Source organism: Paenibacillus gyeongsangnamensis, from assembly GCF_027533625.1.
Classification (GTDB): Bacteria; Bacillota; Bacilli; order Paenibacillales; family NBRC-103111; genus Paenibacillus_G; species Paenibacillus_G gyeongsangnamensis.
On the sequence record NZ_JAQAGZ010000023.1, the window covers coordinates 62717 to 84381 of the forward strand.

22 protein-coding genes and 1 riboswitch are annotated in these 21665 nt (G+C 57.4%); of the genes, 19 read left to right on the top strand and 3 right to left on the bottom strand.

What is annotated here, in order from left to right:
• Positions 1-493: 493 nt before the first annotated feature.
• The 3 genes from O9H85_RS29050 to O9H85_RS29060 form a co-directional block, all read right to left on the bottom strand.
• Positions 494-847 carry an SDR family NAD(P)-dependent oxidoreductase gene (locus O9H85_RS29050; RefSeq protein WP_269884900.1) on the bottom strand — a complete coding sequence of 118 codons (354 nt, stop codon included), beginning with the start codon at positions 845-847 and terminating at the stop codon, positions 494-496.
• A gap of 122 nt (positions 848-969) precedes the next feature.
• The gene (locus tag O9H85_RS29055) at positions 970-1386 is read right to left on the bottom strand and encodes a cupredoxin domain-containing protein (protein WP_269884901.1); all 417 of its coding nucleotides are present in this window, start codon (positions 1384-1386) and stop codon (positions 970-972) included.
• Between the two features lie 498 nt (positions 1387-1884).
• Positions 1885-2247, bottom strand: coding sequence for a phage holin family protein (locus O9H85_RS29060; protein WP_269884902.1), 363 nt, complete (start codon positions 2245-2247; stop codon positions 1885-1887).
• A gap of 230 nt (positions 2248-2477) precedes the next feature.
• Between O9H85_RS29060 and O9H85_RS29065 the strand changes: the two genes are divergently transcribed.
• The 19 genes from O9H85_RS29065 (at position 2478) to cobS (ending at position 21665) form a co-directional block, all read left to right on the top strand.
• The gene (locus O9H85_RS29065) at positions 2478-4841 is read left to right on the top strand and encodes an endonuclease MutS2 (protein WP_269884973.1); all 2364 of its coding nucleotides are present in this window, start codon (positions 2478-2480) and stop codon (positions 4839-4841) included.
• Positions 4842-4971: 130 nt separating this feature from the next.
• Positions 4972-5652, top strand: coding sequence for a PspA/IM30 family protein (locus tag O9H85_RS29070; RefSeq protein WP_269884903.1), 681 nt, complete (start codon positions 4972-4974; stop codon positions 5650-5652).
• A gap of 133 nt (positions 5653-5785) precedes the next feature.
• The gene (locus O9H85_RS29075; RefSeq protein WP_409348220.1) at positions 5786-6208 is read left to right on the top strand and encodes a DUF350 domain-containing protein; all 423 of its coding nucleotides are present in this window, start codon (positions 5786-5788) and stop codon (positions 6206-6208) included.
• Positions 6209-6402: 194 nt separating this feature from the next.
• Positions 6403-6903 (top strand): hypothetical protein, encoded by a 501-nt coding sequence (locus O9H85_RS29080; RefSeq protein ID WP_269884904.1) that lies wholly within the window; start codon positions 6403-6405, stop codon positions 6901-6903.
• A 130-nt stretch (positions 6904-7033) separates the two neighbouring features.
• Positions 7034-8344 (top strand): MFS transporter, encoded by a 1311-nt coding sequence (locus O9H85_RS29085; protein ID WP_269884905.1) that lies wholly within the window; start codon positions 7034-7036, stop codon positions 8342-8344.
• A gap of 241 nt (positions 8345-8585) precedes the next feature.
• Entirely contained in the window at positions 8586-9512 is a 927-nt protein-coding gene (cysK, locus tag O9H85_RS29090; protein WP_269884906.1) for a cysteine synthase A, read from the top strand.
• A 232-nt stretch (positions 9513-9744) separates the two neighbouring features.
• On the top strand, positions 9745-10032 hold the full coding sequence (locus O9H85_RS29095; protein WP_269884907.1) for a hypothetical protein: 288 nt from the start codon (positions 9745-9747) through the stop codon (positions 10030-10032).
• Positions 10033-10228: 196 nt separating this feature from the next.
• On the top strand, positions 10229-10720 hold the full coding sequence (locus O9H85_RS29100) for an Lrp/AsnC family transcriptional regulator (RefSeq protein ID WP_269884908.1): 492 nt from the start codon (positions 10229-10231) through the stop codon (positions 10718-10720).
• Positions 10721-10737: 17 nt separating this feature from the next.
• The gene (locus tag O9H85_RS29105) at positions 10738-11937 is read left to right on the top strand and encodes an aminotransferase class I/II-fold pyridoxal phosphate-dependent enzyme (protein ID WP_269884909.1); all 1200 of its coding nucleotides are present in this window, start codon (positions 10738-10740) and stop codon (positions 11935-11937) included.
• Positions 11938-12069: 132 nt separating this feature from the next.
• On the top strand, positions 12070-12339 hold the full coding sequence (locus O9H85_RS29110) for an aspartyl-phosphate phosphatase Spo0E family protein (RefSeq protein WP_269884910.1): 270 nt from the start codon (positions 12070-12072) through the stop codon (positions 12337-12339).
• 102 nt (positions 12340-12441) lie between these two features.
• A complete protein-coding gene (gene sleB, locus O9H85_RS29115) occupies positions 12442-13086 on the top strand; it encodes a spore cortex-lytic enzyme (protein ID WP_269884911.1) in 645 nt (214 codons plus the stop codon).
• A gap of 169 nt (positions 13087-13255) precedes the next feature.
• Positions 13256-13786, top strand: coding sequence for a type 2 periplasmic-binding domain-containing protein (locus tag O9H85_RS29120; protein WP_269884912.1), 531 nt, complete (start codon positions 13256-13258; stop codon positions 13784-13786).
• Positions 13787-13801: 15 nt separating this feature from the next.
• Positions 13802-13993, top strand: a riboswitch (cobalamin riboswitch).
• Between the two features lie 184 nt (positions 13994-14177).
• Positions 14178-15218, top strand: coding sequence for an ABC transporter substrate-binding protein (locus tag O9H85_RS29125; RefSeq protein ID WP_269884913.1), 1041 nt, complete (start codon positions 14178-14180; stop codon positions 15216-15218).
• The gene (locus tag O9H85_RS29130) at positions 15218-16267 is read left to right on the top strand and encodes a FecCD family ABC transporter permease (RefSeq protein ID WP_269884914.1); all 1050 of its coding nucleotides are present in this window, start codon (positions 15218-15220) and stop codon (positions 16265-16267) included. Before O9H85_RS29125 ends, O9H85_RS29130 begins: the two co-directional genes overlap by 1 nt.
• Positions 16268-16401: 134 nt before the next feature.
• Positions 16402-17202 (top strand): ABC transporter ATP-binding protein, encoded by an 801-nt coding sequence (locus tag O9H85_RS29135; RefSeq protein ID WP_269884915.1) that lies wholly within the window; start codon positions 16402-16404, stop codon positions 17200-17202.
• Entirely contained in the window at positions 17189-18289 is a 1101-nt protein-coding gene (gene cobT, locus O9H85_RS29140; protein ID WP_269884975.1) for a nicotinate-nucleotide--dimethylbenzimidazole phosphoribosyltransferase, read from the top strand. Before O9H85_RS29135 ends, cobT begins: the two co-directional genes overlap by 14 nt.
• Before the next feature lie 30 nt (positions 18290-18319).
• A complete protein-coding gene (locus O9H85_RS29145; protein WP_269884916.1) occupies positions 18320-19027 on the top strand; it encodes a bifunctional adenosylcobinamide kinase/adenosylcobinamide-phosphate guanylyltransferase in 708 nt (235 codons plus the stop codon).
• An 845-nt stretch (positions 19028-19872) separates the two neighbouring features.
• Positions 19873-20865 (top strand): adenosylcobinamide-phosphate synthase CbiB, encoded by a 993-nt coding sequence (gene cbiB / locus O9H85_RS29150; protein WP_269884917.1) that lies wholly within the window; start codon positions 19873-19875, stop codon positions 20863-20865.
• A complete protein-coding gene (gene cobS, locus O9H85_RS29155) occupies positions 20841-21665 on the top strand; it encodes an adenosylcobinamide-GDP ribazoletransferase (protein WP_269884918.1) in 825 nt (274 codons plus the stop codon). Before cbiB ends, cobS begins: the two co-directional genes overlap by 25 nt.

Genomic DNA, 21665 nt, shown 5'->3' on the forward strand with positions numbered 1-21665 from the left:
ATTCATTAGCGGAGTGTCGACCGTATGCTGCCAAGTAATAGTGAACCTCAGGGTACGTCAAGCGAACCCAGGCTCACTAGTGACGCCCGGAGATTCACTACCGCTCACAATATGGCCGACGCCCTGCCCCTAGTGAACCTAGGTTCTTTACAAAGGAACCTAGGTTCACTAGCAGCGTATCAACCGCGCGCTGCCGAGTGGTAGTGAACCTCCGGGTACATCGAGCGAACCTAGGCTCACTGAGTAGTAGCGCCCGATGGTTCACTACCGCTCGCAATATGGCCGACGCCTTGCCCCTAGTGAACCTAGGTTCTTTACAAAGGAACCTAGGTTTACTAGCAGCGTATCAACCGCGTGCTGCCGAGTGGTAGTGAACCTCCGGGTACATCGACCGAACCTAGGCTCACTAGTAGCGCCCGGAGGTTCACGATGTGCCCTTTCTTCTGCTTGCGCATCCAAGGCAGCGCCTCGCGGGTCAACAGAAACGCGCCGGTCAATTGACGGCAATCTGCTCGTTCCAGTCCTTTAACGACGTTTCGACGACACGGCCCGGCTCGAATACTGCCGCATTGTTGATCACGATATCCAGACTCCCGAATCGTTCTGCGCTCCGGGCGACCAGCATGCGGACAGCCTCCTCCCGGCTGACGTCAGCCGGCACGGCCCATGCCGTTCCGCCGGCGGCGGCAATCTCTGCGGCCACCGCTTCCAGCTTCCCCGGCCTTCTGCCGCAGATCAACACGCGTACGCCTTTGGCGGCCAGCGCCAGAGCGACGGCCCGGCCCAAGCCGGTTCCCGCGCCGTTGACGATCGCTGTTTTTCCATCCAACCGCATCTGATTCCTCATTATTCCTACCTCTATGTAAGGAAAATATACTTTAAGCATAACAGAGGATGGAAAGCATCCGGCAAAACCAAAAGGCCCCGCCTTTATTCAAGGCGGAGCCATGGTTTTCTTCATAAGCGGAACTATTCCACAACCAGCTTGGATTTCATGTTCAAATGACCGGAGCCGCAAGGAATCGCGCAAATAATGTCGTAAGTGCCCGGCTTATCGGCTTTGAACGAAGCGGTTTTGGTGTTGTTGTCGAGCTTCACGTTGAAGTCCTTGATGGTCACGCCATGGAGCCCTTCCTTGTTCTCCAGCGAAACCTTTACGTCGGAGCCCGCCTTCACGTGATATTCCTTTTGGTCGAACTGGAAGTTCGTAGCGACGAGCTTCACTTCTTGTGCTCCGCCTGCGCTGCCTCCGGCCGAGCCGCTGGCGGTACTGCCTGCCGCCGCGCCTGTGGACGGCGCCGATGCTTGAGGCGTCTCTTTGTTGCCGCAAGCGGACAAAGCGAAGATAAGACAAGCGGCGAATGCCCATACGATCATTTTCTTCATAGCGAATCCCCTCCGAGCTGATGTGAAAATTGGAATGATTTACATTTCCCATCATACACAATCGGAGCGGAGGTTGCGGTGACAAAGCGGTGACAGAGCAGTGAAAGCCAGGTGAAGGTCTGGTGAAATCTTCGTGACGGGGTGTCAGCACCCTTTTTAAGATCAGGAAATCCGTTTGGCGAATCAGGGCATCACGGGTATTCCAAGGTGATCCGTTCTTGTATCCATGCCCTGCAAGAGCTGCCGAATCATTACGGTAAACCCATCGAAGTCACGCAGTATGTAAGTGCCGTAAACAAGCCGAACGCAATCCATAGCCAACGCCATTCGTTCATTTCGCGGATATTTTTCATCAGACTCATCCTTTCCCTTGCAGGATAGGAGGTTTTATTCTAGCATACAAGTGAAGCGAGCGCCTGCGATGTACAACTTATTATCCGCATTTGGGCAAAAAGAAAACCAGCTTGCGAAGGCTCGCGGCTGGTTTTCTTCCCGGACCTACTTGCTCTTGGCGCGGGCGCCCTGTTCAAACGGCGATTTGATCGGGATGAACAAGTCGATGATCCCAATGACCAGAGCGGCCAGAAGCGCACCGATGAAGCTTGTGGACACGCCGCTTACGATAAACTGCGCGAGCCAGATAACCAGCGCACTGACGATAAAACCCACGATCCCGCGGCCGAACGGCGTAATTCTTCTGCCGAAGATGCCTTCGATGACCCAAGCGGCCACCGCAATGACAAGGGCGAGAAAGAACGCGCTCCAGAAGCCGCCGACGGTGAAGCCCGGTACGATCCAACTGACGACGATCAGCATCAACGCGGAAACAATAAACCTGATCAGATGTCCCAGCAAACGCATGTTGGCTGTCCCTCCTTCATATTCAACCCGGATCATGCTTCACAGCTTTTTGATTCGGTGCACAACATAGTGTTGTCCGCCGGGGGGCGGTTTATGAATGGGAATGCTTAGGGAGCGGACCATAGCTTTAAGCGGGAGACTTGGATATAATAAATAAGGAAAGCTAGGCGCATCAAGCCGCCGGGCTTAAGAAAGAAAGGCAGGTTCGCGGTTTGGATACGAACAAGGCAATGAACGCCAAGATTTTAACGACACTCGATTACGGCTCCATTCTATATAAATGCGCGGCACACGCTTCGACTTCCATGGGCAAGGACTTGGTGGAAGGCCTGAAGCCGAGCGGCGAGCTTGAAGAAGTGAAGAAACGGCTGCAGGCGACGGATGAGGCGGCTAACGTAGACCGGTTAAAAGGAGGCGCCCCCTTCGGCGGCATCCGCGATATCCGCGCGGCGGTGCACCGCGCCCGGATCGGCGGCATGCTGAACCCGGCGGAGCTGCTCGACATTGCCATGACGGAGCAGGGCGGACGGCGGCTGAAACGGTTTCTGGAAGCCGTAGGTGACGATTATCCGATTCCGCTCCTGCTCGGCATCACGGAATGGATTACCGATCTGAAGCCGGTCGAGGACCGGATCCGCGGCTGCATCGACGACAATGCGCAGGTAGCTGACTCGGCCAGCCCGGAGCTGGCGAGAATCCGCCAAGAGCTTCGGGCGAGCGAAGGCCGGGCAAGGGAACGGCTGGAGCAGATGGTGCGCACGCCCTCGATCCAGAAGATGCTTCAGGATAACCTGGTTACGATCCGTAACGACCGTTACGTCATTCCCGTCAAGCAGGAATACCGCGCCAGCTTCGGCGGCATGATTCACGACCAGTCCGCTTCGGGCGCGACGCTGTTTATCGAGCCGGAAGCCGTCGTTCAGCTGAATAACCGCGTGCGGGAGCTGAAGCTGAAGGAAGAGGTCGAGGTGGAGAAAATCCTTCTCGCCCTGACGGCGATCGTCGCGGAATCGGCCGATCCGCTGCTGGCGAACGTCGATGCGCTCTCCCATCTCGATTTTCATTTTGCCAAAGCCGGCCTCGCCCGCGAAATGAAAGCGACGCTGCCGCTCATGAACGACCGCGGCTTCCTGAAGCTGAAGCGCGGACGTCACCCGCTAATCGCTCCGGAGGCCGTCGTACCGCTCGATGTGGAGCTCGGAAACAAATACAGCACGATCATCGTAACGGGACCGAATACGGGAGGAAAGACGGTCTCGCTTAAGACCGTCGGACTGCTCTCGCTGATGGCGATGTCGGGCCTGTTCGTCCCGGCCGAGGAAGGCAGCCAGCTGTGTGTCTTCGACGCCATCTATGCCGACATCGGCGATGAACAGAGCATCGAGCAGAACCTCAGTACGTTCTCCAGCCATATGACGAACATTATCCGGATTCTGCGGGACATGACGCCCAAAAGCCTCGTGCTCCTCGATGAGCTCGGAGCCGGAACGGACCCTGCCGAGGGCTCTGCGCTTGCGATCTCCATCCTGGAGTACATTCATAAGATGGGTTGCCGCATCATCGCCACGACCCACTACAGCGAGCTGAAAGCCTATGCCTTCGACCGCCAAGGGGTCATCAACGCTTCCATGGAATTCGACGTACAGACGCTGCGGCCGACTTATCGGCTGCTTGTCGGCGTGCCCGGACGAAGCAACGCTTTCGCGATCGCCGAACGGCTCGGTCTCGCGAAATCGATTATCGATCACGCGCGCGGCCAAGTCGGCGAAGAGGAGAAGCGCGTCGAGTCGATGATTGCGACGCTGGAGGAGAACCGCCTGCAGGCGGAGGCGGAGCGGATGAGCGCCGAGGAGCAGCGCCGCGAGGTGGAGACGCTGCGCGAGGAGCTGGCCAAGGAGCGGCAGCGCTTCGAGGAGCAGCGCGACAAGCTGATGCAGCGTGCCGAGCGCGAGGCTCAGGAGGCGGTGGCCAAGGCTCGGCGCGAGGCCGAGGAGGTCATTGCCGAGCTGCGACGCATCCAGCGCGAAGAGGCCGGAGGCGTCAAGGACCATCGGCTCAGCGAGATGAAACGCAAGCTGAACAATGCCGTGCCGGAGCTTCGCTCGAAACAGCCCGGGGCGGCCGTGAAGAAGAGGGCGGAGCAAATCGGGCCGGGAGATGAAGTGCTCGTGACGAATCTCGGACAGCGCGGCTTCGTCGTGGAGCTCGTGAACGATCAGGAAGCGAGCGTTCAGCTCGGCATCATGAAGATGAAAGTGAACAAGGCGAACTTGGAGCTGGTGAAGCAGGCTCCCGCCCAGAAGCAGGCGCCGAAGGTTACGTCCAGTCTGAAGCGTACCCGCGACGAGGACGCCAAGATGGAGCTGGACCTCCGCGGGGTGAACGTCGAGGAGGCGATCATGGAGGTCGACCGGTTCCTAGACGAATCGTTCCTTGCCAACTTCGGTCAGGTATACATTATTCACGGCAAAGGCACCGGCGTCCTTCGCACCGGCATTCAGGAATATCTCCGCAAGCATAAGCACGTGAAGAGCTACCGCATGGGCAATTACAACGAAGGCGGAGCGGGCGTCACGGTAGCGGAGTTGAAATAGAAAAAAATTTTGTGAGCGGAGTGAAACTCTGCCCTTTCCGCTTCGTATATAAACAATGTAAACTTCGATGTTCCTGGCTCTGCAGGCTGAACAATAAGAAATAAGAAACCATTTTTGGGAGGATTTATTCATGGGAATTTTCAAACGGCTTCGCGATATGACGATGGCTTCGATCAACGACATGCTGGACAAAGCTGAGGATCCGGTGAAGATGCTGGCTCAGTTCCTCCGCGACATGGAAGAGGACATTCACGAGGCGGAAACTGCGGTCGCCAAGCAAATTGCTATCGAGAAGAAATTCAAGCAGCAGTACGAAGAAGCTGAGGAAATGGTGCAGAAGCGGGAAGAGCAAGCGCTCAAGGCGCTGGAGTCCGGCAACGAGGACTTGGCTCGCCGCGCGCTGCAGGATAAGAAAGAGCATCAAACCCGTTATGACGAAATGAAGAATCAGTATGACTCGGCGAAGGCCAACGCGGACCGTCTTCGCACTCAGCTGTCCGAGATGAAGGACGAATTCACGAAGCTGAAGAACAAGAAGGAAGTGCTGGTGGCCCGCGCGGAAGCGGCTAAGGCCCAGAAGCAGATCAACCAAGCGATGTCCGGCTTCGGCACGGATAACGCAGCCAAGGGCTTCGACCGCATGAGCGAGAAAGTGCTTCAGCTGGAAGCCGAGGCGGAAGCGAGCAACGAGCTGCGTTCGAAGAACAAGAGCCTGGACGACGAGCTGAACTCGCTGGGCAAGAACGACGGCGTCGAAGATGAGCTGGCTGCGCTTCGCGCCAAGCTTGCATCCAAGAAGCAGGCTGAATAGCAAATGGACGCTGCGGTGCTTCAGGCATGAATACGCCTGAGTCCCGCGTTGTTCGACCTAGAGACTGAGGGCTTAAGACCCTCAGTCTCTTCGGTTGTTTTCACGCATTCAAGGTGAGAGCGGGGGCTGGATGATGATGAATGACGAGGTGGACCGTTGGTTAAGCAATCCCTATGTGGAAACGCTAGCATTTTTTTCGATCGCGGTGTTGGCCTTGGTCGTATTCCTGACGATTTTTGAGCTGGTAACGAAATATAAAGATTGGGAAGAGATCAAGAAGGGAAATTTATCCGTGGCCATGGCGACCGGAGGCAAAATCTTCGGGATCTGCAACCTGTTCCGGTTTGCCATTCTGAACAATGACAGCCTCCTGCATTCCCTTATCTGGGCGGGCTACGGCTTTATCTTGCTGCTTGCGGCTTATTTTATCTTTGAATTTCTGACGCCATATTTCAAGATCGACGAGCAAATTCAGAATGATAACCGCGCCGTCGGATTTATCGCGATGGTGATTTCCGTCTCGCTCTCCTACGTGATCGGCGCCAGCGTGACTTGATTCGTGCCGCCGGACGGTTCGCCAGGCTGGCTTATTGTAACGAAGGAGGAAGCGGGCTTTGAAGTATTTATGGGGCACCTTGTTTGCGCTTGCTCTTGTTTTTTTGATTGCAGGCGTTTACTATTTTATTAAGTTTGCTTGAACCGGGCGTACGGGGAGATCCGGTATAAACGCCCGCGGAGGAGGAAGGCAGCGTGTCGCAATCGAGTGACTTGGTTTGTCCGTGGTGTCAAACCGAGATCGTATGGGATCCCGAGCTCGGGCCGGAGGAAACGTGCCCCCATTGCTTTAACGAACTGGGTGAGTACCGCAGCATCCAATGGAAGGTTAAGCCGGTGGGGCAGTCCATCGAATTCGACGAGGACGAGGACGAGGAAGAAGAGAACGACGAGTACTACGACGACGAGCTGGAGCCGAATTCGCTGGATACGTATGAAGAAGCGGTACAGCATGTGCTGGATCGCCAGGAGGAAGCGCCGGAATGCCCTTCGTGCCGCAGCTTTATGCTTCTCGCCGGCACGCAGGCCGCGCCGGAGAGCTTTGTTCCGTTCATTCATGCGTCGGTGAAGTCGCCGCTCATCGGGGCGAATTTTACGGCTCAGGTCTATGTGTGCCCTTCCTGCTTCAAGGTCGACACCTTGCTCAGCGAGAAGGACCGGCTGGAAATGATCGAGCTGTTGAAGCAAGCAAAGTAACGCGGGATCGGCAATATTAGGAAGCTGCGGGGATGTTACATCTCCGCAGCTACCTTTTTCTTCCTGGGGACATTGAAATTCACCGATCGGGGAAGCTTAACAGGTGACATTCTAAGAACCAGGTGAGCGCATGCATTCCGGAAACACAACATTTCCGCCCCACGGGAGAGGACCCCGTGACGGCGGCCAAGCCCGAGAGTGGCTTGATCTGAGCCGGGAAGGACGGGAAGAGGGGGCACATAAGCCGAAGAAGGGCCGCGCTCCGCTGACCGGCCAGTCCCGGCTTTTGCTAACGGTTCATGGCTTGTTTGCCGCAGCGAACGCGTTATCCGGCACATTCGTTAACGTGTACCTGTGGAAGGCCAGGCACGATTTCGCCCTGATCGGCTGGTTTACGCTGGTCCATCATGTGATGATGGCCCTCACCTTTTGGACGGCGGGCAAGTGGGTGAAGGAGCATAACAAGATGAACTGCCTGCGGGCGGGCGTGGCGGTTGCCGCCGTCTTTTACACGCTCGTGCTGTGGTTCGGCGAACGGTCCGCCGATTATTTCCTTGTGCTCGGCATCGTTCAGGGCGTGTCCTCCGGCTTTTTCTGGCTGGCGTTTAACGTCGTTTACTTTGAGGTCACCGGTCCCAATAACAGAGACCGCTTCAACGGCTGGGCCGGACTGCTCGGCTCGGGCGCCGGCATGCTCGCGCCCTGGATATCAGGGCTGCTCATTGTACGGCTGCGGGCGGAGACGGGCTACCGCCTCATCTTTTCCATCTCGGTAGCGGTCTTTGTGCTTGGCGTAATCGTCAGCTTCTTCTTGAAGAAACGGAAGTCCCTAGGAATGTATGATTGGCGTCTTCCTTGGACGTGCTTGAAGCAGGACGGCGCATGGCGGACGGTCGGTCTTGCGCTGGCGGCGCAGGGGATGCGGGAGGGCGTGTTCGGCTTTATGATCGCGCTGCTGGTCTACGTGCATACGGGAAACGAAGCGAAGCTGGGCAATTTCTCGCTGATTACGTCGGCTGTGGCTTTGCTGAGCTTCATGGCGGCGGGAAGACTACTGAAGCCGAAGCACCGGAGAATCGCGATGCTGGTCGGAGCCGTTATGCTGGTGCTTATGATCGTTCCTTTTTTCTGGAAGGTGAACTTTTTTACACTGCTTGTCTTTGGGATCGGCGTCGGAATTTTCTTCCCGCTGTACGGCATTCCTATGACTTCGACGGTGTTCGATCTCATCGGAGGCGATCCGGAGAGCGCCAAGCGGCGTGAAGAATACATTGTGCTGCGGGAGCTGGCGCTCAATGCCGGCCGAATCGTCGGAACGGCCCTGTTTATTGCAGCCGTTTCGCTCACAAGGTCGCCGGCTGCGATGAACTGGCTGCTGCTCGCCATCGGCAGCTCGCCGCTGGCGGCATGGTATTTTATGCGCAAGGTACATGCCGTATAGGGGTCTCCGTTGCAAGCCGCGTTCCCGGTACAGGGAGAGGGCTTGTTTTTTGTGCTGCAGTTAGTCGCCTCATCGGCCGATATACTACATTGCAGGATCACATCAACGGGGGGATTGCAATGAGCGCGGAAGCGGTCTAAGCCGGGTTCCCCTTGACTTTCGCCGGGCACCCGCTACAATGGTAGGGAATACAAGGGAACGGACAGCCTTAGAGGCGGGTTTAGAAGGGAGCGAGGTACAGATGAACAATCGCAGAAAAATGGTGAACAGCATTTCGGAGCTGATAGGAGAGACGCCGGCCGTACGGATTCGGCGGCTGCTGGGCGAAGACGATGCCGAGCTGTACGTGAAGCTGGAGTACTTTAATCCGAGCGGCAGCGTCAAGGACCGCGCGGCTTACAATTTGATCGCGCAGGCGGAGAAGGACGGACTGCTGCGGCCGGGGGCGACGATCATCGAGCCGACGAGCGGCAATACCGGCATCGGCCTGGCGATGAACGCGGCGGCTAAGGGCTATAAAGCGATTCTGGTCATGCCGGACAACATGACGAAGGAACGCATCAACATCCTGAAGGCCTACGGCGCGGAGGTCGTTCTAACCCCCTCCGCGGAACGGATGCCGGGAGCGATCCGGAAGGCGCTGGAGCTAAAGGGGCAAATCCCAGGCAGCTTCATTCCGCAGCAGTTTGAGAATAAGGCGAACCCGGACATTCACCGGACGACGACCGCGCTCGAAATCATCGAGCAGATGGAAGGCCGGCTGGACGCTTTCGTGGCAACCTCGGGCACCGGAGGCACCATTACCGGGACGGGCGAGGTGCTTCGCGAGAAGCTCCCGGGCATCCGGATCGTGGTCGTTGAGCCGCAGGGCTCGCCCGTTCTGTCCGGAGGAAAGCCGGGCCCGCACAAGCTGGTAGGCACGAGCCCCGGCTTCGTCCCCGCCATTCTTAACACCGGCGTTTACGACGAGATCGTTCAAGTTTCGGACGACGATGCGCTGCAAACGGCGCGTGATCTGGCAAGCCGCGAGGGGATCCTCGTCGGGCCGTCCTCCGGCGCTTCCGTCTGGGCGGGGATCCAGCTCGCGCGCCGGCTCGGCAAAGGCAAGCGCGTGCTGTGCATCGCCCCGGATACGGGAGAGCGGTATTTGAGCATGGGGATTTTTTGATTGGCCGTCGTGCTAAACAAATTAAACAAGCTTGCATATTTACTGTATATAAGAAGTCTCTCTTGAAAAGGGGCTTCTTTCTTTATTATGTCCGCTGGACTATCCTTAAGACGATAATCAGCAAAAAGTGGCGCGCCAATCCAGACAAAATGAAAACAAAGTATTGAATAAATATTCATTGTAATGTATAATAATAAATGTAGAAACTTAAGACGAAAGAAGGGGACGGATAATGATGATCGCGCTGCAAAAAGCGCTTCCGGAGGCAGAGCAATTTCGGCAGCTGATGGAATCCATGTCCGGAGACACGCCGGCCGATCTTCCGGTGTACGAAGCTTTCTGCCAATGTACGGAAGTGATTGCCGCGTACGACCAGGAGCGTCTCGTAGCCTTGGGCGGCGTGGCGAAGAGCTGCGGTTACGGGGAAGCCGCAGGCTTTCAATTCACCGTGATGCCGGATTACCGGGGTCGCGACATTGAAGCCTATATGAAGAAGCTGCTAGCGGTCCAGAACGTATAATCGGGCCGGTTAAATATCATAGGATAGGGGCCTTCGGCGCTGACGGGCGGGAAGGCTCTTTTTGCGTTGCGGCGGTGCGCCGAGCGGGAAACGGAGCGGTCCAAGCGCGGTCAACTTTATTTTGCAAAAGTCGGGGATATGGGTGTAATATGGAGGAATAAGTTTTGAGCAAGTTAATCTAAAAGGAGGCGTATCCATGGAACAATTCAAAATGAAAATCGTCGAGCTGCTCAAGGAAGATGCACGCCGTTCACCGGCTCTCATTGCGACCCTGCTCGGCGCATCGGAGGCGGAAGTGGCGGAGGCGATCCGCGAGATGGAAGAGGCGAACGTGATCGTTAAATACGCGACCGTCGTGAATTGGGCCAAGGTGGACAACGAGAAAGTCACTGCCCTCATTGAAGTGCAAATTACACCGGAGCGCGGCCGCGGCTTTGATGCGATTGCGGAGCGCATTTACTTATATCCCGAAGTGAAGTCGGTATACCTGATGTCCGGCGCATACGACCTGCTCGTGGAGATCGAGGGCAAGACGCTGAAGGAAGTCGCTTCGTTCGTTTCCAACAAGCTGTCTCCGATCGATCGGGTGCTCTCCACCAAGACGCATTTTATTTTGAAAAAATATAAACAGGACGGCATCATCTTCGAGGATCACGAGGATGACCGCCGGCTCCTGATCTCACCGTAAAGGACGCTGAGGAACAGATGTTAGAGCAGAAACAAACCGAGCAGCCGAGGACCAAATCGATGAGCGATTATTTGGCTCCTCTCGTTCGGGAGATCCCGCCTTCGGGAATCCGCAAGTTTTTTGATTTGGTCAGCGGGAGCAAGGACATTATCTCGCTCGGCGTCGGCGAGCCGGATTTCAGCACGCCATGGCATGTGCGCGACGCCTGCGTTTATTCGTTGGAACGGGGCAATACGAAGTATACGCCGAACGCGGGCATTTACGAGCTTCGCGAGGCCATCGCCGAATATTTGTACAATTCTTTCCAGGTGAAATATGAGCCGGAAGGCGAGGTGATCGTAACGGTAGGCGGGAGCGAAGCGATCGACCTCGCGCTCCGCGCGCTCATCACGCCGGGGGACGAGATTCTGATTCCCGAGCCTTGCTATATATCTTACAGCCCTATCACGCGGATCGGCGGCGGCATCCCCATCGGCATCGAGACGTTCGCGAAGGACCAGTTCAAGCTGACGGCCGAATCGCTGAAGGCGGCCATCACACCGAAGTCGAAGGTGCTGATCCTGTCGTACCCGAGCAATCCGACGGGCGCGATCATGACTTATGAAGACTGGCTGCCGATCACGAAGCTGGTGGAAGAACATGACCTGATCGTCATTTCCGATGAGATTTATGCCGAAATGACTTACGACAACAAGCATGTCAGCTTCGCCTTCATGCCGGGCATGCGGGACCGCACGATTCTGGTGAGCGGTTTTTCCAAGGCGTTTGCCATGACGGGATGGCGGATGGGGTATGCCTGCGGTCACCGCGAGCTGATCTCGGCTATGCTGAAAATTCATCAGTACACGATCATGTGCGCTCCGTCCATGGGGCAGGTAGCCGCTCTCGAGGCGCTTAAGAACGGACTTGAGGAGAAGGATCGGATGATGGAGTCCTACAATCAGCGCCGCCGCCTCGTTGTCAAGGGGTTCAGAGACATCGGTCTGGAGTGCCATGAGCCGCAGGGCGCCTTTTATGCGTTCCCTTCCATTCAGTCCACAGGTCTTAGTTCGGAGGAATTCGCTCAGCGGCTTGTGACTGAGGCCAAGGTTGCAGCGGTGCCGGGACATGTATTCGGAATGGGCGGAGAAGGCTTTCTGCGCGTTTCCTATGCCTATTCGGTCAATCAATTGACACAAGCGATCGAAAGAATTGGCAAATTCCTTAAATCTCTGTAAGTTCGACAAAAATAGCCATTTTCAATGTCTTCCAAAACTGGTATCTTAGAAGTAAGGAAGTTTCATATATTTATAGTTTATGAGATTCCTTACAGGGCTGGGTCTAAAGATATGAAGTGGGAGGGATGATGAGTGGCTTTTCCGGAATATCAGCTTCGGCATGGGTTTCAAATCGGTTGGATTCGAGAGAACGACCAGAAGGCGAAGTGGTTTTTTGGAAAACGTAAAAGCGCCTCGTCTGCCGTATCTTTGGAAGATGAAATTTACTGTCTGCGCCAGGAGCTCGAGCAGCTCGTGCAGAATGGAAACCGATTGACATCCCCCCAGGTCGTCGAAGTCAGCATGGAATTGGATAAGAAGATCAACGAATATATGAACAGCATACGAGGAAGCCGGGCTTGATCGGCTTCCTTTTTTTGTCTCTCTCCGTGTCAAGTACCATTAACTGTAGGTTGAAGGTCCCCGGTTGCCCCCTTATAATCGGTAACCAAAGGAGAGGATACTATGAAACTACGCAATGTACTAGCCATCTTACTTGCGATCTGCTTCTTGGGCGCGGTTCTCCCCTCCCAACCGGCCGCCGCTGCCGCCGTGCTGCAGCAAGGAAGCGTAAGCGGAGACGTATGGGACTTGCAGTACCGGTTGTACGCATTGGGTTATTATCCCGATAAGCTGGACGGCGTCTACGGTTCCCGTACAGCCTCGGCCGTAGCCCGGTTTCAACGGGATTACGGCATGACCTCCGACGGAGTGGTCGGGAAACAAACCTGGGCCCTACTAAAAAAATATTCCTTGAATCAGGCCGAAATGGATATTCTGGCCCATGTGATTTACAGCGAAGCGCGGGGCGAATCCTATACGGGACAAGTCGCCGTCGGCGCTGTCGTCATGAATCGCATCAAGTCCGGGCAATTCCCCGGTAATATCCGGGACGTCGTGTTCGAGCCCGGAGCCTTCACTGCCGTGTCGGACGGCCAATATTGGCTGACGCCGGACCGGACCGCTTACTTGGCGGCGCTGGATGCGGTGAGAGGATGGGACCCGACGTACCATGCCCTCTATTACTTTAATCCCGACACGGCCACGAGCCAGTGGATTTGGTCCCGGCCGCAGACGGTGAAGATCGGCAAGCATATTTTTGCAAAATAAGCGTCGGCATCCCGGCTCCGTTTCCTTCCTGGAAGCGGGGCTTTTGTGTATGAAGAAATGTATCGTTTTTTTGAAAGATGAACGAAGTTTATGGTAAACTAGACTAATAGATAGAATGGGCTGAAGGCGCGTGAAAGCGCCGGTGGCATGAAGGAGGAGCTTTGGGGAGATGCGGGGAAAGCTGCTGCTTGGATTGCTTCTCATCGTTATGCTTGCGGGATGCGGGGGGCCGAAGGCGGATGTGACGATTTTCATGATGGGCCCGCAGGGGGTTCCGAATGAAGTCGGCGATAAGCTGCAGCAAGCGCTGCAGACGAAGCTCGGTACGGCACCGACCATACAAGTCGTGACGACGCCGATGTTCTCGATGGAAAAGATGGTCGTAGAAATTGCGGCCGGGGAGAACGGGATTCTGATCCTGCCGATGGACCAGTTCAAAACGCTCGGGAATCAGGGAGGGTACATCGCGCTGGACGACGTGACCAGAGCGGATGATTATCCGGACGGGGTGCTGGAGCTGAAGGAGGAAGGCAAGCCTTCGCAGGGCAAGCATCTGTACGGGATTCCGCTCGAAAAAACGAAATGGTTTACGGATTTAAAGCTAAACGGCAAGGATTTGGTAGCCTTCATTCCGGCTAACGCTCCGGATAAGGAGAAGTCGAAGCAGGTTATGAAGCGGATTGCCGAGAAGAGCCAGTAGCTTCCGCTGCCGGTTTAACTGAATAGTCGTTCGGGTGCCCCGGCTTCAGCGCCGCGGGTTAAAAGGGAAGCCGGTGCAAATCCGGCGCGGTCCCGCCACTGTGTAACGGGTTGTTCTTCAGGCAGCCACTGTCCGGAATCCGGATGGGAAGGCGAAGAGCAAGCAAGCCCCGTGAGCCAGGAAACCTGCCTGAACGAAGACGACAAGCGGCCCTTTTCGAGGAAAAAAGGAGCAGAACGCGCATCCATGGCGGATGCTGCGGCCTAAGGGCTGCTGCGGCGCCTTCGGATTCGAAGCCCTCTGCTTTTCTTCGGAAGAGCGGGGGGCTTTTTGCGCGGGACGGTATGGATGGGCTTGGGGAGAATATCAAAGTCAGGAGCGATCGGGGAGCATGAAGGGAAAGAAACGATGGAACGGAAACGGTAAAAAACGGCTGCTTGCAGCCGTCTTGGGGCTGGCGCTGACGGCTGTAGCCGCAGGCTGCGGCGGACCAACGGCAACGCCGAAGCAAGGGGAGCTGAAGGATCCGCCGAAGGCGGATAGCGGTACGGCTGCCGGAGGAGCGGGAACGGCCGCTCCGGCGGGGAGGCATACGACCTACCCGCTGAAGGTGAAGGACGCCACGGGCAAGGAGTTCACGTTCGAGAAGGCGCCTGCGCGCATCGCATCGACGTCGCCCGCGGAAACCGAAACGTTGTTCGCGCTTGGGCTCGGCGACAAAGTCGTCGGCGTATCGGACTTCTGCGACTATCCGGCGGAAGCGAAAGCGAAGCCGAAGCTCGGGAGCATCGTGAAGCCGAACGAGGAAGCGCTCATCGCCGCGAATGCGGATCTGGTCATGACCGGCGTATCGATGAAGGCTGACACCGTCAACAAGCTGCGTGAGCTGAAGATCAATATGTACAAGGTCGAGCCGAAGACGGTGAACGACGTGATGAACAATATGCTGACGCTGGGACAAATCTTCGACCGCCAGGACCAGGCCGAGAAGCTCGTCGCTTCCATGAAAGCGGATTTGAAGAAGGTGCAGGATGCCGTGCAGAACCTGAAGCCGGAGCAGAAGAAAAAAGTGTTCATTGAATTTTCTCCGGGCTGGACGGTCGGCAAAGGCGAGTTTCTGGACGAGCTCATCAGCATTGCGGGAGGCATCAACGTTGCCGCGGACCAGAAGGGCTACGTGCAGCTCAGCGAGGAGAAGGTCATCGCCGACAACCCACAGGTGATTCTGTATCCGGCAGGCATAAAGGACGATAAGAGCAATAAAACGATCGACGAAATCATTCGCACGCGCAGCGGCTGGGACAAAATCGATGCCGTGAAGAACGGCAGGCTGGCTCCGGTCGATAAGGATACGACGAGCCGCCCGGGTCCGCGCATTACGTCGGGGCTTCTGGATATCGCCAAGGGCATTTATCCGGAATTGGTGAAGTAATGAACCGAAGGCTTTGGATATGGGGCAGCGCGTTGTTCGCTCTGCTCCTGCTTGCTTCGACAGCGGCGCTGTCCGTCGGCACCGTCCGCGTTCCGTTCGGAGAGGTGTGGGGCATGGTGTTTCGTCATTTGCCGCTTGTTGGTGATGGGATACCGGTGAAGTGGAGCGAAGCGGCGGAGCAAATCATATGGAAGGTGCGGCTGCCGCGGGTCATTCTGGGTATGCTCGTGGGCGCGTCGCTAGGACTAGCGGGCGCTTCCTTCCAGGGCGTTCTGCGCAATCCCTTGGCGGACCCGTATACCCTCGGTGTATCCTCCGGAGCGTCGGCGGGTGCGGCGTTTCTGATTTTGTTCGGCTTTCAGTTTGCTTGGCTCGGCCAGTGGACGGTACCGGTCGTCGCTTTCGCTGCGGGATCGGCCTCGCTCGTTACGGTGCTTTTGCTAGCCCGTACGCAGGGAAAGCTGCGGATGGAGAGCGTGATTTTGGCGGGAGTCGTGATGCAGGCCTTCCTCGGTGCTTTCGTGTCCTTGATGGTCGCATTATCGAAGACAGTGATTAATGAAATTATTTTTTGGACGATGGGCAGTCTCGCCCTGCGGGGATGGTCTTATACGCTGGTGCTGCTGCCTTATTTGGCCATTGGGGCGGCCGTGCTGCTGGGCTTCGGGCGCTCCATGAATCTGCTTGCTGTCGGAGAGCGTCAGGCGGCGTATTTGGGCGTGAATGTGGAGCGGACGAAGCTGGTAGTACTGATCGCTTCCACGCTCATTACGGCTGCGGCGGTGTCCGTGTCGGGCGTGATCGCTTTTGTCGGCTTAATCGTGCCGCACTTGCTCCGTCTGCTGGTCGGTCCGGATTACCGGCTGCTGCTCCCTCTATCGCTGCTGGGCGGCGCGGCTTACGTCGTGATCGCGGATATGCTGGCCCGCACGGTTCTCAGTCCGACCGAAATACCGCTTGGCGTAGTGACGGCTTTTTTGGGGGCTCCCTTCTTCGCCTACTTGCTTCGGCGGTCGAAGCGGGGGATGGGGGAGGAGCTTCGGGGATAAAGAAGAAGCTGCTTTTTAAGCGAGCTATATGGCATGCTGGTGGGTGGAACGGCAGGAAATTATTGCTTATCGATTATGTGCTGTTTACATAACTGCAGTGCTAAAGATGTTCAAGGTGAAAGGAGGCGGCGGCCTTGGCGGTAGTGCAGGCGGAGCGTTTGAGGAAAGCATTCGGAGGCCGGCCTGTGCTGGAGGAGCTTAGCTTCGAGGTGGAAGCGGGGGAATGGGTCGGCATTCTGGGGCCTAACGGCACGGGAAAATCGACGCTGCTGCACATGATCTCCGGTGTCCTGCAGCCGGATGCGGGGCGCGTGCTGCTCAAGGGCCGGCCGGCCGGCAGCTATTCGCGGAAGGCGATCGCCCGGTGGGTGGCCGTGCTTCAGCAGGATGCGCTGCCTCCGATCGGCTTCACGGTGCGCGAGACGATCGAGATGGGACGCTATCCGTACCAGAACTGGTTCGGGGATGAGCCGGAGGACCGGAGCGCGCTGGTAGAGCGCATCCTCGATTGGCTCAAGCTGAGGCAGCTGGCGGACCGCACGCTGGATCGTCTGAGCGGCGGGGAACGGCAGCGGGTAGCGCTGGGCAAGGTGATGGCGCAGGAGCCGATGCTGCTGCTGCTCGATGAACCGACGACGTTCCTCGATATCGGCTACCAGCTCGAAATGATGGAATGGATCCGCAGCTGGCAGCAGGAATGCGGTTTGACCGTCGTGTCGGTGCTGCATGACTTGAATTTGGCGTCGCAGTTTTGCGGCAGACTGCTGCTGCTGCATGAAGGGCACATTGCCGGGATGGGCACGCCGGATGAGGTGATTCGGCCGGACCTGCTGGAGCGGGTCTACGGCACGCGGCCGCATGTGCTGACGCACCCTGATAAGCGGGTGCCGCAGATATTACTTGGAAGGGCTGGGTATAGTGATGGATCAGAATAAAGCGAACGGACAGGAAGCATTGGAGCAGGTGATCGCAGGTATCCGGCCGCTAGATTCGGCGGCGGTGGAAGCGGCCGCCCGGCATTTGGATCAACTGACGAAGCCGCCGGGGAGTCTCGGACGGCTGGAGCACGTGGCCAAACAGCTTGCAGGTATTCACGGCGAGGCGCTGCCCGAGCTCGGCCGTAAGGCCGTCATCGTAATGGCCGGAGACCACGGCGTATGCGAGGAAGGGATCAGCGCTTTCCCGGCGGAGGTGACGCCGCAGATGGTGATGAATTTCCTGCACGGCGGCGCAGCGGTCAACGTGCTGGCAAGACAAGCGGGAGCGGACGTGGTGTGCGTCGATATCGGCGTCAACGCCGAGCTGAGCCACCCGGACCTGCGCTCGCGCAAAATACGCCGGGGCACGGCCAATATGGCGAAGGGCCCCGCGATGTCGCGCCGCGAGGCGGAAGCCGCGGTAAGGGTCGGGATCGAGACGGTGGAGGAGCTCGCAGCCGCAGGCTACCGCTTGTTCGCCACCGGCGAGATGGGCATCGGCAACACCACGGCCAGCTCGGCTTTGCTGGCTGTGCTGGGGGGTGCCGATGTGGCCAGCGCCGCAGGCCGCGGGACGGGCATCGACGATGCGCGTCTGGCGCACAAGCAGGCGGTGATCCGCCGCTCGATCGAGATCAACCGGCCGGATCCGGCCGACCCGATGGATGTGCTGACGAAGGTCGGAGGCCTTGAGATCGCAGGTCTTGTAGGCGTCATCCTCGGCGCGGCGCGGTGCCGGTGTCCGGTCGTGATCGACGGCTTTATTTCATCGGCAGCAGCCCTCGTAGCGACCCGGCTCGCTCCGGAGGCCGCATCGTACATCATTGCTTCGCATCTGTCGCAGGAGCAGGGGCATGAGCGGCTGCTTAACGAGATCGGGCTGGTACCGATGCTGCGGATGGATATGCGGCTCGGCGAAGGCACGGGGGCCGTGCTCGCTTTCTCGCTGGTCGAGGCTTCGGTGCGCATCATGAAGGAGATGGCTACCTTTGCGGATGCGGGCGTATCGAAATCGGAAGAGAAGAAGGAAGGCGCCGGGGCGTAAGGTTGTCGTCCCGGGACGGGGGGAACGAATGTGAAGGCACTGGTTACCGGAGGAGCCCGCAGCGGCAAAAGCAGCTTCGCCGAAGCGTACGCCGCCAAGCTGGCCGCGGAAGGCATCTACATCGCCACCTGCCAGGCGTACGACGAAGAGATGGAACGGCGCATCGGGCTGCACCGCCGGGAGCGGGAAGCGGCAGGCTTCCTGTGGCGCACGGTGGAGGAGCCGCTGGCTCTGGCCGAGACGCTGCTGCAGTTGGAGGCGGAGCATGCCTCGCTTCGGGAGCGGCCGGGGGATCAAGGAGGGCAGCGATCGGAGCAGTTGCGAGCTCTGGGCCAGGAACAAGAGCCGGTACAGGAGCAGGAGCAAGTGAATGAGAAGGTGCAGCTGCGAATGCAGGACGGACAGGGTACGGTCCGCAAGAGGCCGGTGGTGCTCGTCGATTGCTTGACGCTCTGGCTGACCAACTGGCTGCTGAGCTGGGAACAAGATCCGGAAGCGGAGCGGCGGGTGGAAGACAAGATCGAGGAGCTCGCAGCCGCCGTGAACGCTTATTCCGGACCGTTGGTACTGGTTACCAACGAGGTCGGCTATGGGCTAGTCCCCGAGTACAAGCTGGGCCGCCAGTTCCGGGATTTGTCCGGCCGGATGAATCAGCGGCTTGCCCGATGCGCGGACCAAGTGTTTTTGGTCGCCTCGGGTATCCCTATTGAGCTGAAGAGCAGGTCTTTTACACTATAAATTTCGGGATGGCATGAGAATTCACATGGATCATGAACCCGGGGTCGTAAAACTGACATAGAGTAAACCTGGTGTTCATTAGAAGCGCTCCCAGGTTCACTAAACGCTGCAGTTGGGCCATTTCGTGTATGTTAGTGAACCCAGGTTCGTTAGTAGTGAGTTTGAGTTCACTACATCCTAACATTCCAGATGTATGAGCGCGATAGTGAACTTGAGATGACATAAAGTAACCCTGATGTTCACTAGAAGCGCCCTCAGGTTCACTAAACGCTGCAGTTGGGCCATTTTCACGTGCGTTAGTGAACCCAGGTTCGCTAGTAGTGAGTTTGAGTTCACTATATCTAACTTTCCAGCTGGGCAAGCGCGATAGTGAACTAAAGATGACATAAAGTAACCCCGGAGTTCACCCCCAGGTTCACTAAACGCTGCAGTTGGGTCATTTCGTATGTGTTAGTGAACCCAGGTTCGCTAGTAGTGAGTTTGAGTTCACTATATCTCAACTTTCCAGCTGGGCGAGCGCGATAGTGAACTTGAGATGACATAGAGTAACCCCGGAGTTCACTAGAAGCGCCCCCAGGTTCACTAAACGGTGCAAGTTAGCCATTTCGTGTGCGTTAGTGAACCTGAGTTCGCTAGTAGTGAGTTTGAGTTCACTAAACGCCGCAAGTTAGCCATTTCGTGCGCGGTAATGAACCCAAGTTCGCTAGTAGTGAGTTTGAGTTCACTATATCTCAACTTTCCAGCTGTACGAGCGCGATAGTGAACTTGAGATACATAGACGAAGCAGCCAAGCAGTACAATGTTACCTTTTTCAAGTCGGATTCAGTCGTAACGGAGGAAGTCATTTGTTGTTTTATAGCTTGCAAGAAACCGTGGCGATGACGCTGGCAGCCTTGGTGCTGGATTGGCTTATCGGCGATCCGGCGTGGAAGCGGCTGCCTCATCCCGTCGTTTTGATCGGACGCTGGATTACGCTGCTTGAGAAGCGATTGCTTCCGGCACCCGGCGGTCCGCGGACAGAGGCCCGTACTAAGCTGAGGGGCGTAGGCTTGACAGCGGCGACGCTGGTTGTCGCTTTTGGCGCAATGGCTGCTGTCCTATGGGTCGCTCAAGCCTTGCATCCTTGGCTCGGTTACGCCGTAAACATATGGTTCATCTCGTCCACGGTGGCGGTGAAAGGGCTGAAGGAAGCCGCGATGCTCGTCTACCGTCCGCTGGCCGAAGGACATTTGGAGGATGCTCGAAAATATGTCGGCTATATCGTCGGGCGGGACACTACGAAGCTGGATGAAGCGGAAATTACGAGGGCCACGGTTGAGACGGTTGCGGAAAATATCGTCGACGCCGTCGTTTCACCCCTATGCTATGCGTTGCTCGGGGCTGCGCCTCTGGCGATGCTGTACCGTGCGGCGAATACGCTCGATTCGATGGTCGGCTACAAGAACGACAAATATATCGATTTCGGATGGGCCTCGGCCCGCTTCGACGATGTGTTGAATTGGCTTCCGGCGCGGCTGACCGGCGCGCTGCTGGTGCTGACCGCCGCCTTGACGCCCGGAGCGAAGGCTGTCCCTGCGGCGCGATCAATCCGTCGCTTCGCCCGGCTTCATCCGAGCCCGAACAGCGGCATCCCCGAGTCGGCGGTAGCGGGAGCGCTTGGGATTGAGCTCGGGGGCGTGAACGTATACCACGGAAGAATCAGCGAACGGGCGCGGATGGGTTGGCCCTTGCGCGAGCGCGAGCGGGAGGATATCCGGCGGACGATCCGGATGATGTACGGAGTGAGCTACTGGATAGCGGGGGGATTGCTGTTATGCGTGCTTTTCGATTGGCCATAGGCGAATGGACAGCCGCCGCCTTGGCGGCTTTTCAATTTTTGACGCGTCTCCCCGTTCCGGTGAGGCTGAACTATACCGATGCGCTGTTCCGGCGAAGCGTCGTTTTTTATCCACTGGCCGGGCTGGTGCTCGGTCTGCTGCTCGCCTTGGCAGGCTGGCTTCTCCGGATGGGACTGCCTACACTTCCTGCCGCCGCACTTCTGCTGACGCTCTGGGTAGGCTTGACCGGCGCGCTGCATCTGGACGGCTGGATGGATACGGCCGACGGCGTGCTGAGCCACCGTTCCCGCGAACGGATGCTGGAGATCATGAAGGACAGCCGCGTTGGGGCGATGGGCGTAATGGCCTGCGTACTGCTGCTTCTTCTAAAATGGTCCCTGCTCAGCGAGCTGCTGCAGGGTGACGGGCATCTGGGACCTAGTGCGCTACCCATGATCCTGATCCCCTTATGGAGCCGCTGGTATATGGTGATTGCCATCGCATGCTGGCCCTATGCTCGCGCCGAAGGGAGCGGCGGGCTTGGAGGCTACTTCCGAGGCGTCGGAAGGAAGCATCTCGCAGCCGTAACCGCTCTGGCGCTGCTGCTATCCACGGCCGTCCTGGCTGTTATAGGGCAGGGCTGGATGATGCTTGGGATGCTCGCCGGCGGCGCGCTTGTGACGGGCGCGGCCGGAAGCTTGTATTTGAGCCGCAAGCTTGGCGGTCTGACGGGCGATACCTACGGGGCGCTCAATGAATTAATCGAAACGGTGCTGCTGCTGGCGCTCGTACTGGCGCAGCCCATGCTGGGAGGTGGATGA

Bases quoted from the DNA above. Each gene is read 5' to 3' on its own strand.
- O9H85_RS29095 (WP_269884907.1), top strand. From the start codon at position 9,745: ATGATGATCGCGCTGCAAAAAGCGCTTCCGGAGGCAGAGCAATTTCGG.
- sleB (WP_269884911.1), top strand. From the start codon at position 12,442: ATGAAACTACGCAATGTACTAGCCATCTTACTTGCGATCTGCTTCTTG.
- O9H85_RS29120 (WP_269884912.1), top strand. From the start codon at position 13,256: ATGCGGGGAAAGCTGCTGCTTGGATTGCTTCTCATCGTTATGCTTGCG.
- O9H85_RS29060 (WP_269884902.1), bottom strand. From the start codon at position 2,247: ATGCGTTTGCTGGGACATCTGATCAGGTTTATTGTTTCCGCGTTGATG.
- O9H85_RS29105 (WP_269884909.1), top strand. From the start codon at position 10,738: ATGTTAGAGCAGAAACAAACCGAGCAGCCGAGGACCAAATCGATGAGC.
- O9H85_RS29125 (WP_269884913.1), top strand. From the start codon at position 14,178: ATGAAGGGAAAGAAACGATGGAACGGAAACGGTAAAAAACGGCTGCTT.
- cobS (WP_269884918.1), top strand. From the start codon at position 20,841: ATGCGTGCTTTTCGATTGGCCATAGGCGAATGGACAGCCGCCGCCTTG.
- O9H85_RS29130 (WP_269884914.1), top strand. From the start codon at position 15,218: ATGAACCGAAGGCTTTGGATATGGGGCAGCGCGTTGTTCGCTCTGCTC.
- O9H85_RS29070 (WP_269884903.1), top strand. From the start codon at position 4,972: ATGGGAATTTTCAAACGGCTTCGCGATATGACGATGGCTTCGATCAAC.
- O9H85_RS29055 (WP_269884901.1), bottom strand. From the start codon at position 1,386: ATGAAGAAAATGATCGTATGGGCATTCGCCGCTTGTCTTATCTTCGCT.
- O9H85_RS29100 (WP_269884908.1), top strand. From the start codon at position 10,229: ATGGAACAATTCAAAATGAAAATCGTCGAGCTGCTCAAGGAAGATGCA.
- O9H85_RS29065 (WP_269884973.1), top strand. From the start codon at position 2,478: ATGAACGCCAAGATTTTAACGACACTCGATTACGGCTCCATTCTATAT.
- O9H85_RS29075 (WP_409348220.1), top strand. From the start codon at position 5,786: ATGATGAATGACGAGGTGGACCGTTGGTTAAGCAATCCCTATGTGGAA.
- O9H85_RS29050 (WP_269884900.1), bottom strand. From the start codon at position 847: ATGAGGAATCAGATGCGGTTGGATGGAAAAACAGCGATCGTCAACGGC.
- O9H85_RS29085 (WP_269884905.1), top strand. From the start codon at position 7,034: ATGCATTCCGGAAACACAACATTTCCGCCCCACGGGAGAGGACCCCGT.
- cobT (WP_269884975.1), top strand. From the start codon at position 17,189: ATGGATCAGAATAAAGCGAACGGACAGGAAGCATTGGAGCAGGTGATC.
- cysK (WP_269884906.1), top strand. From the start codon at position 8,586: ATGAACAATCGCAGAAAAATGGTGAACAGCATTTCGGAGCTGATAGGA.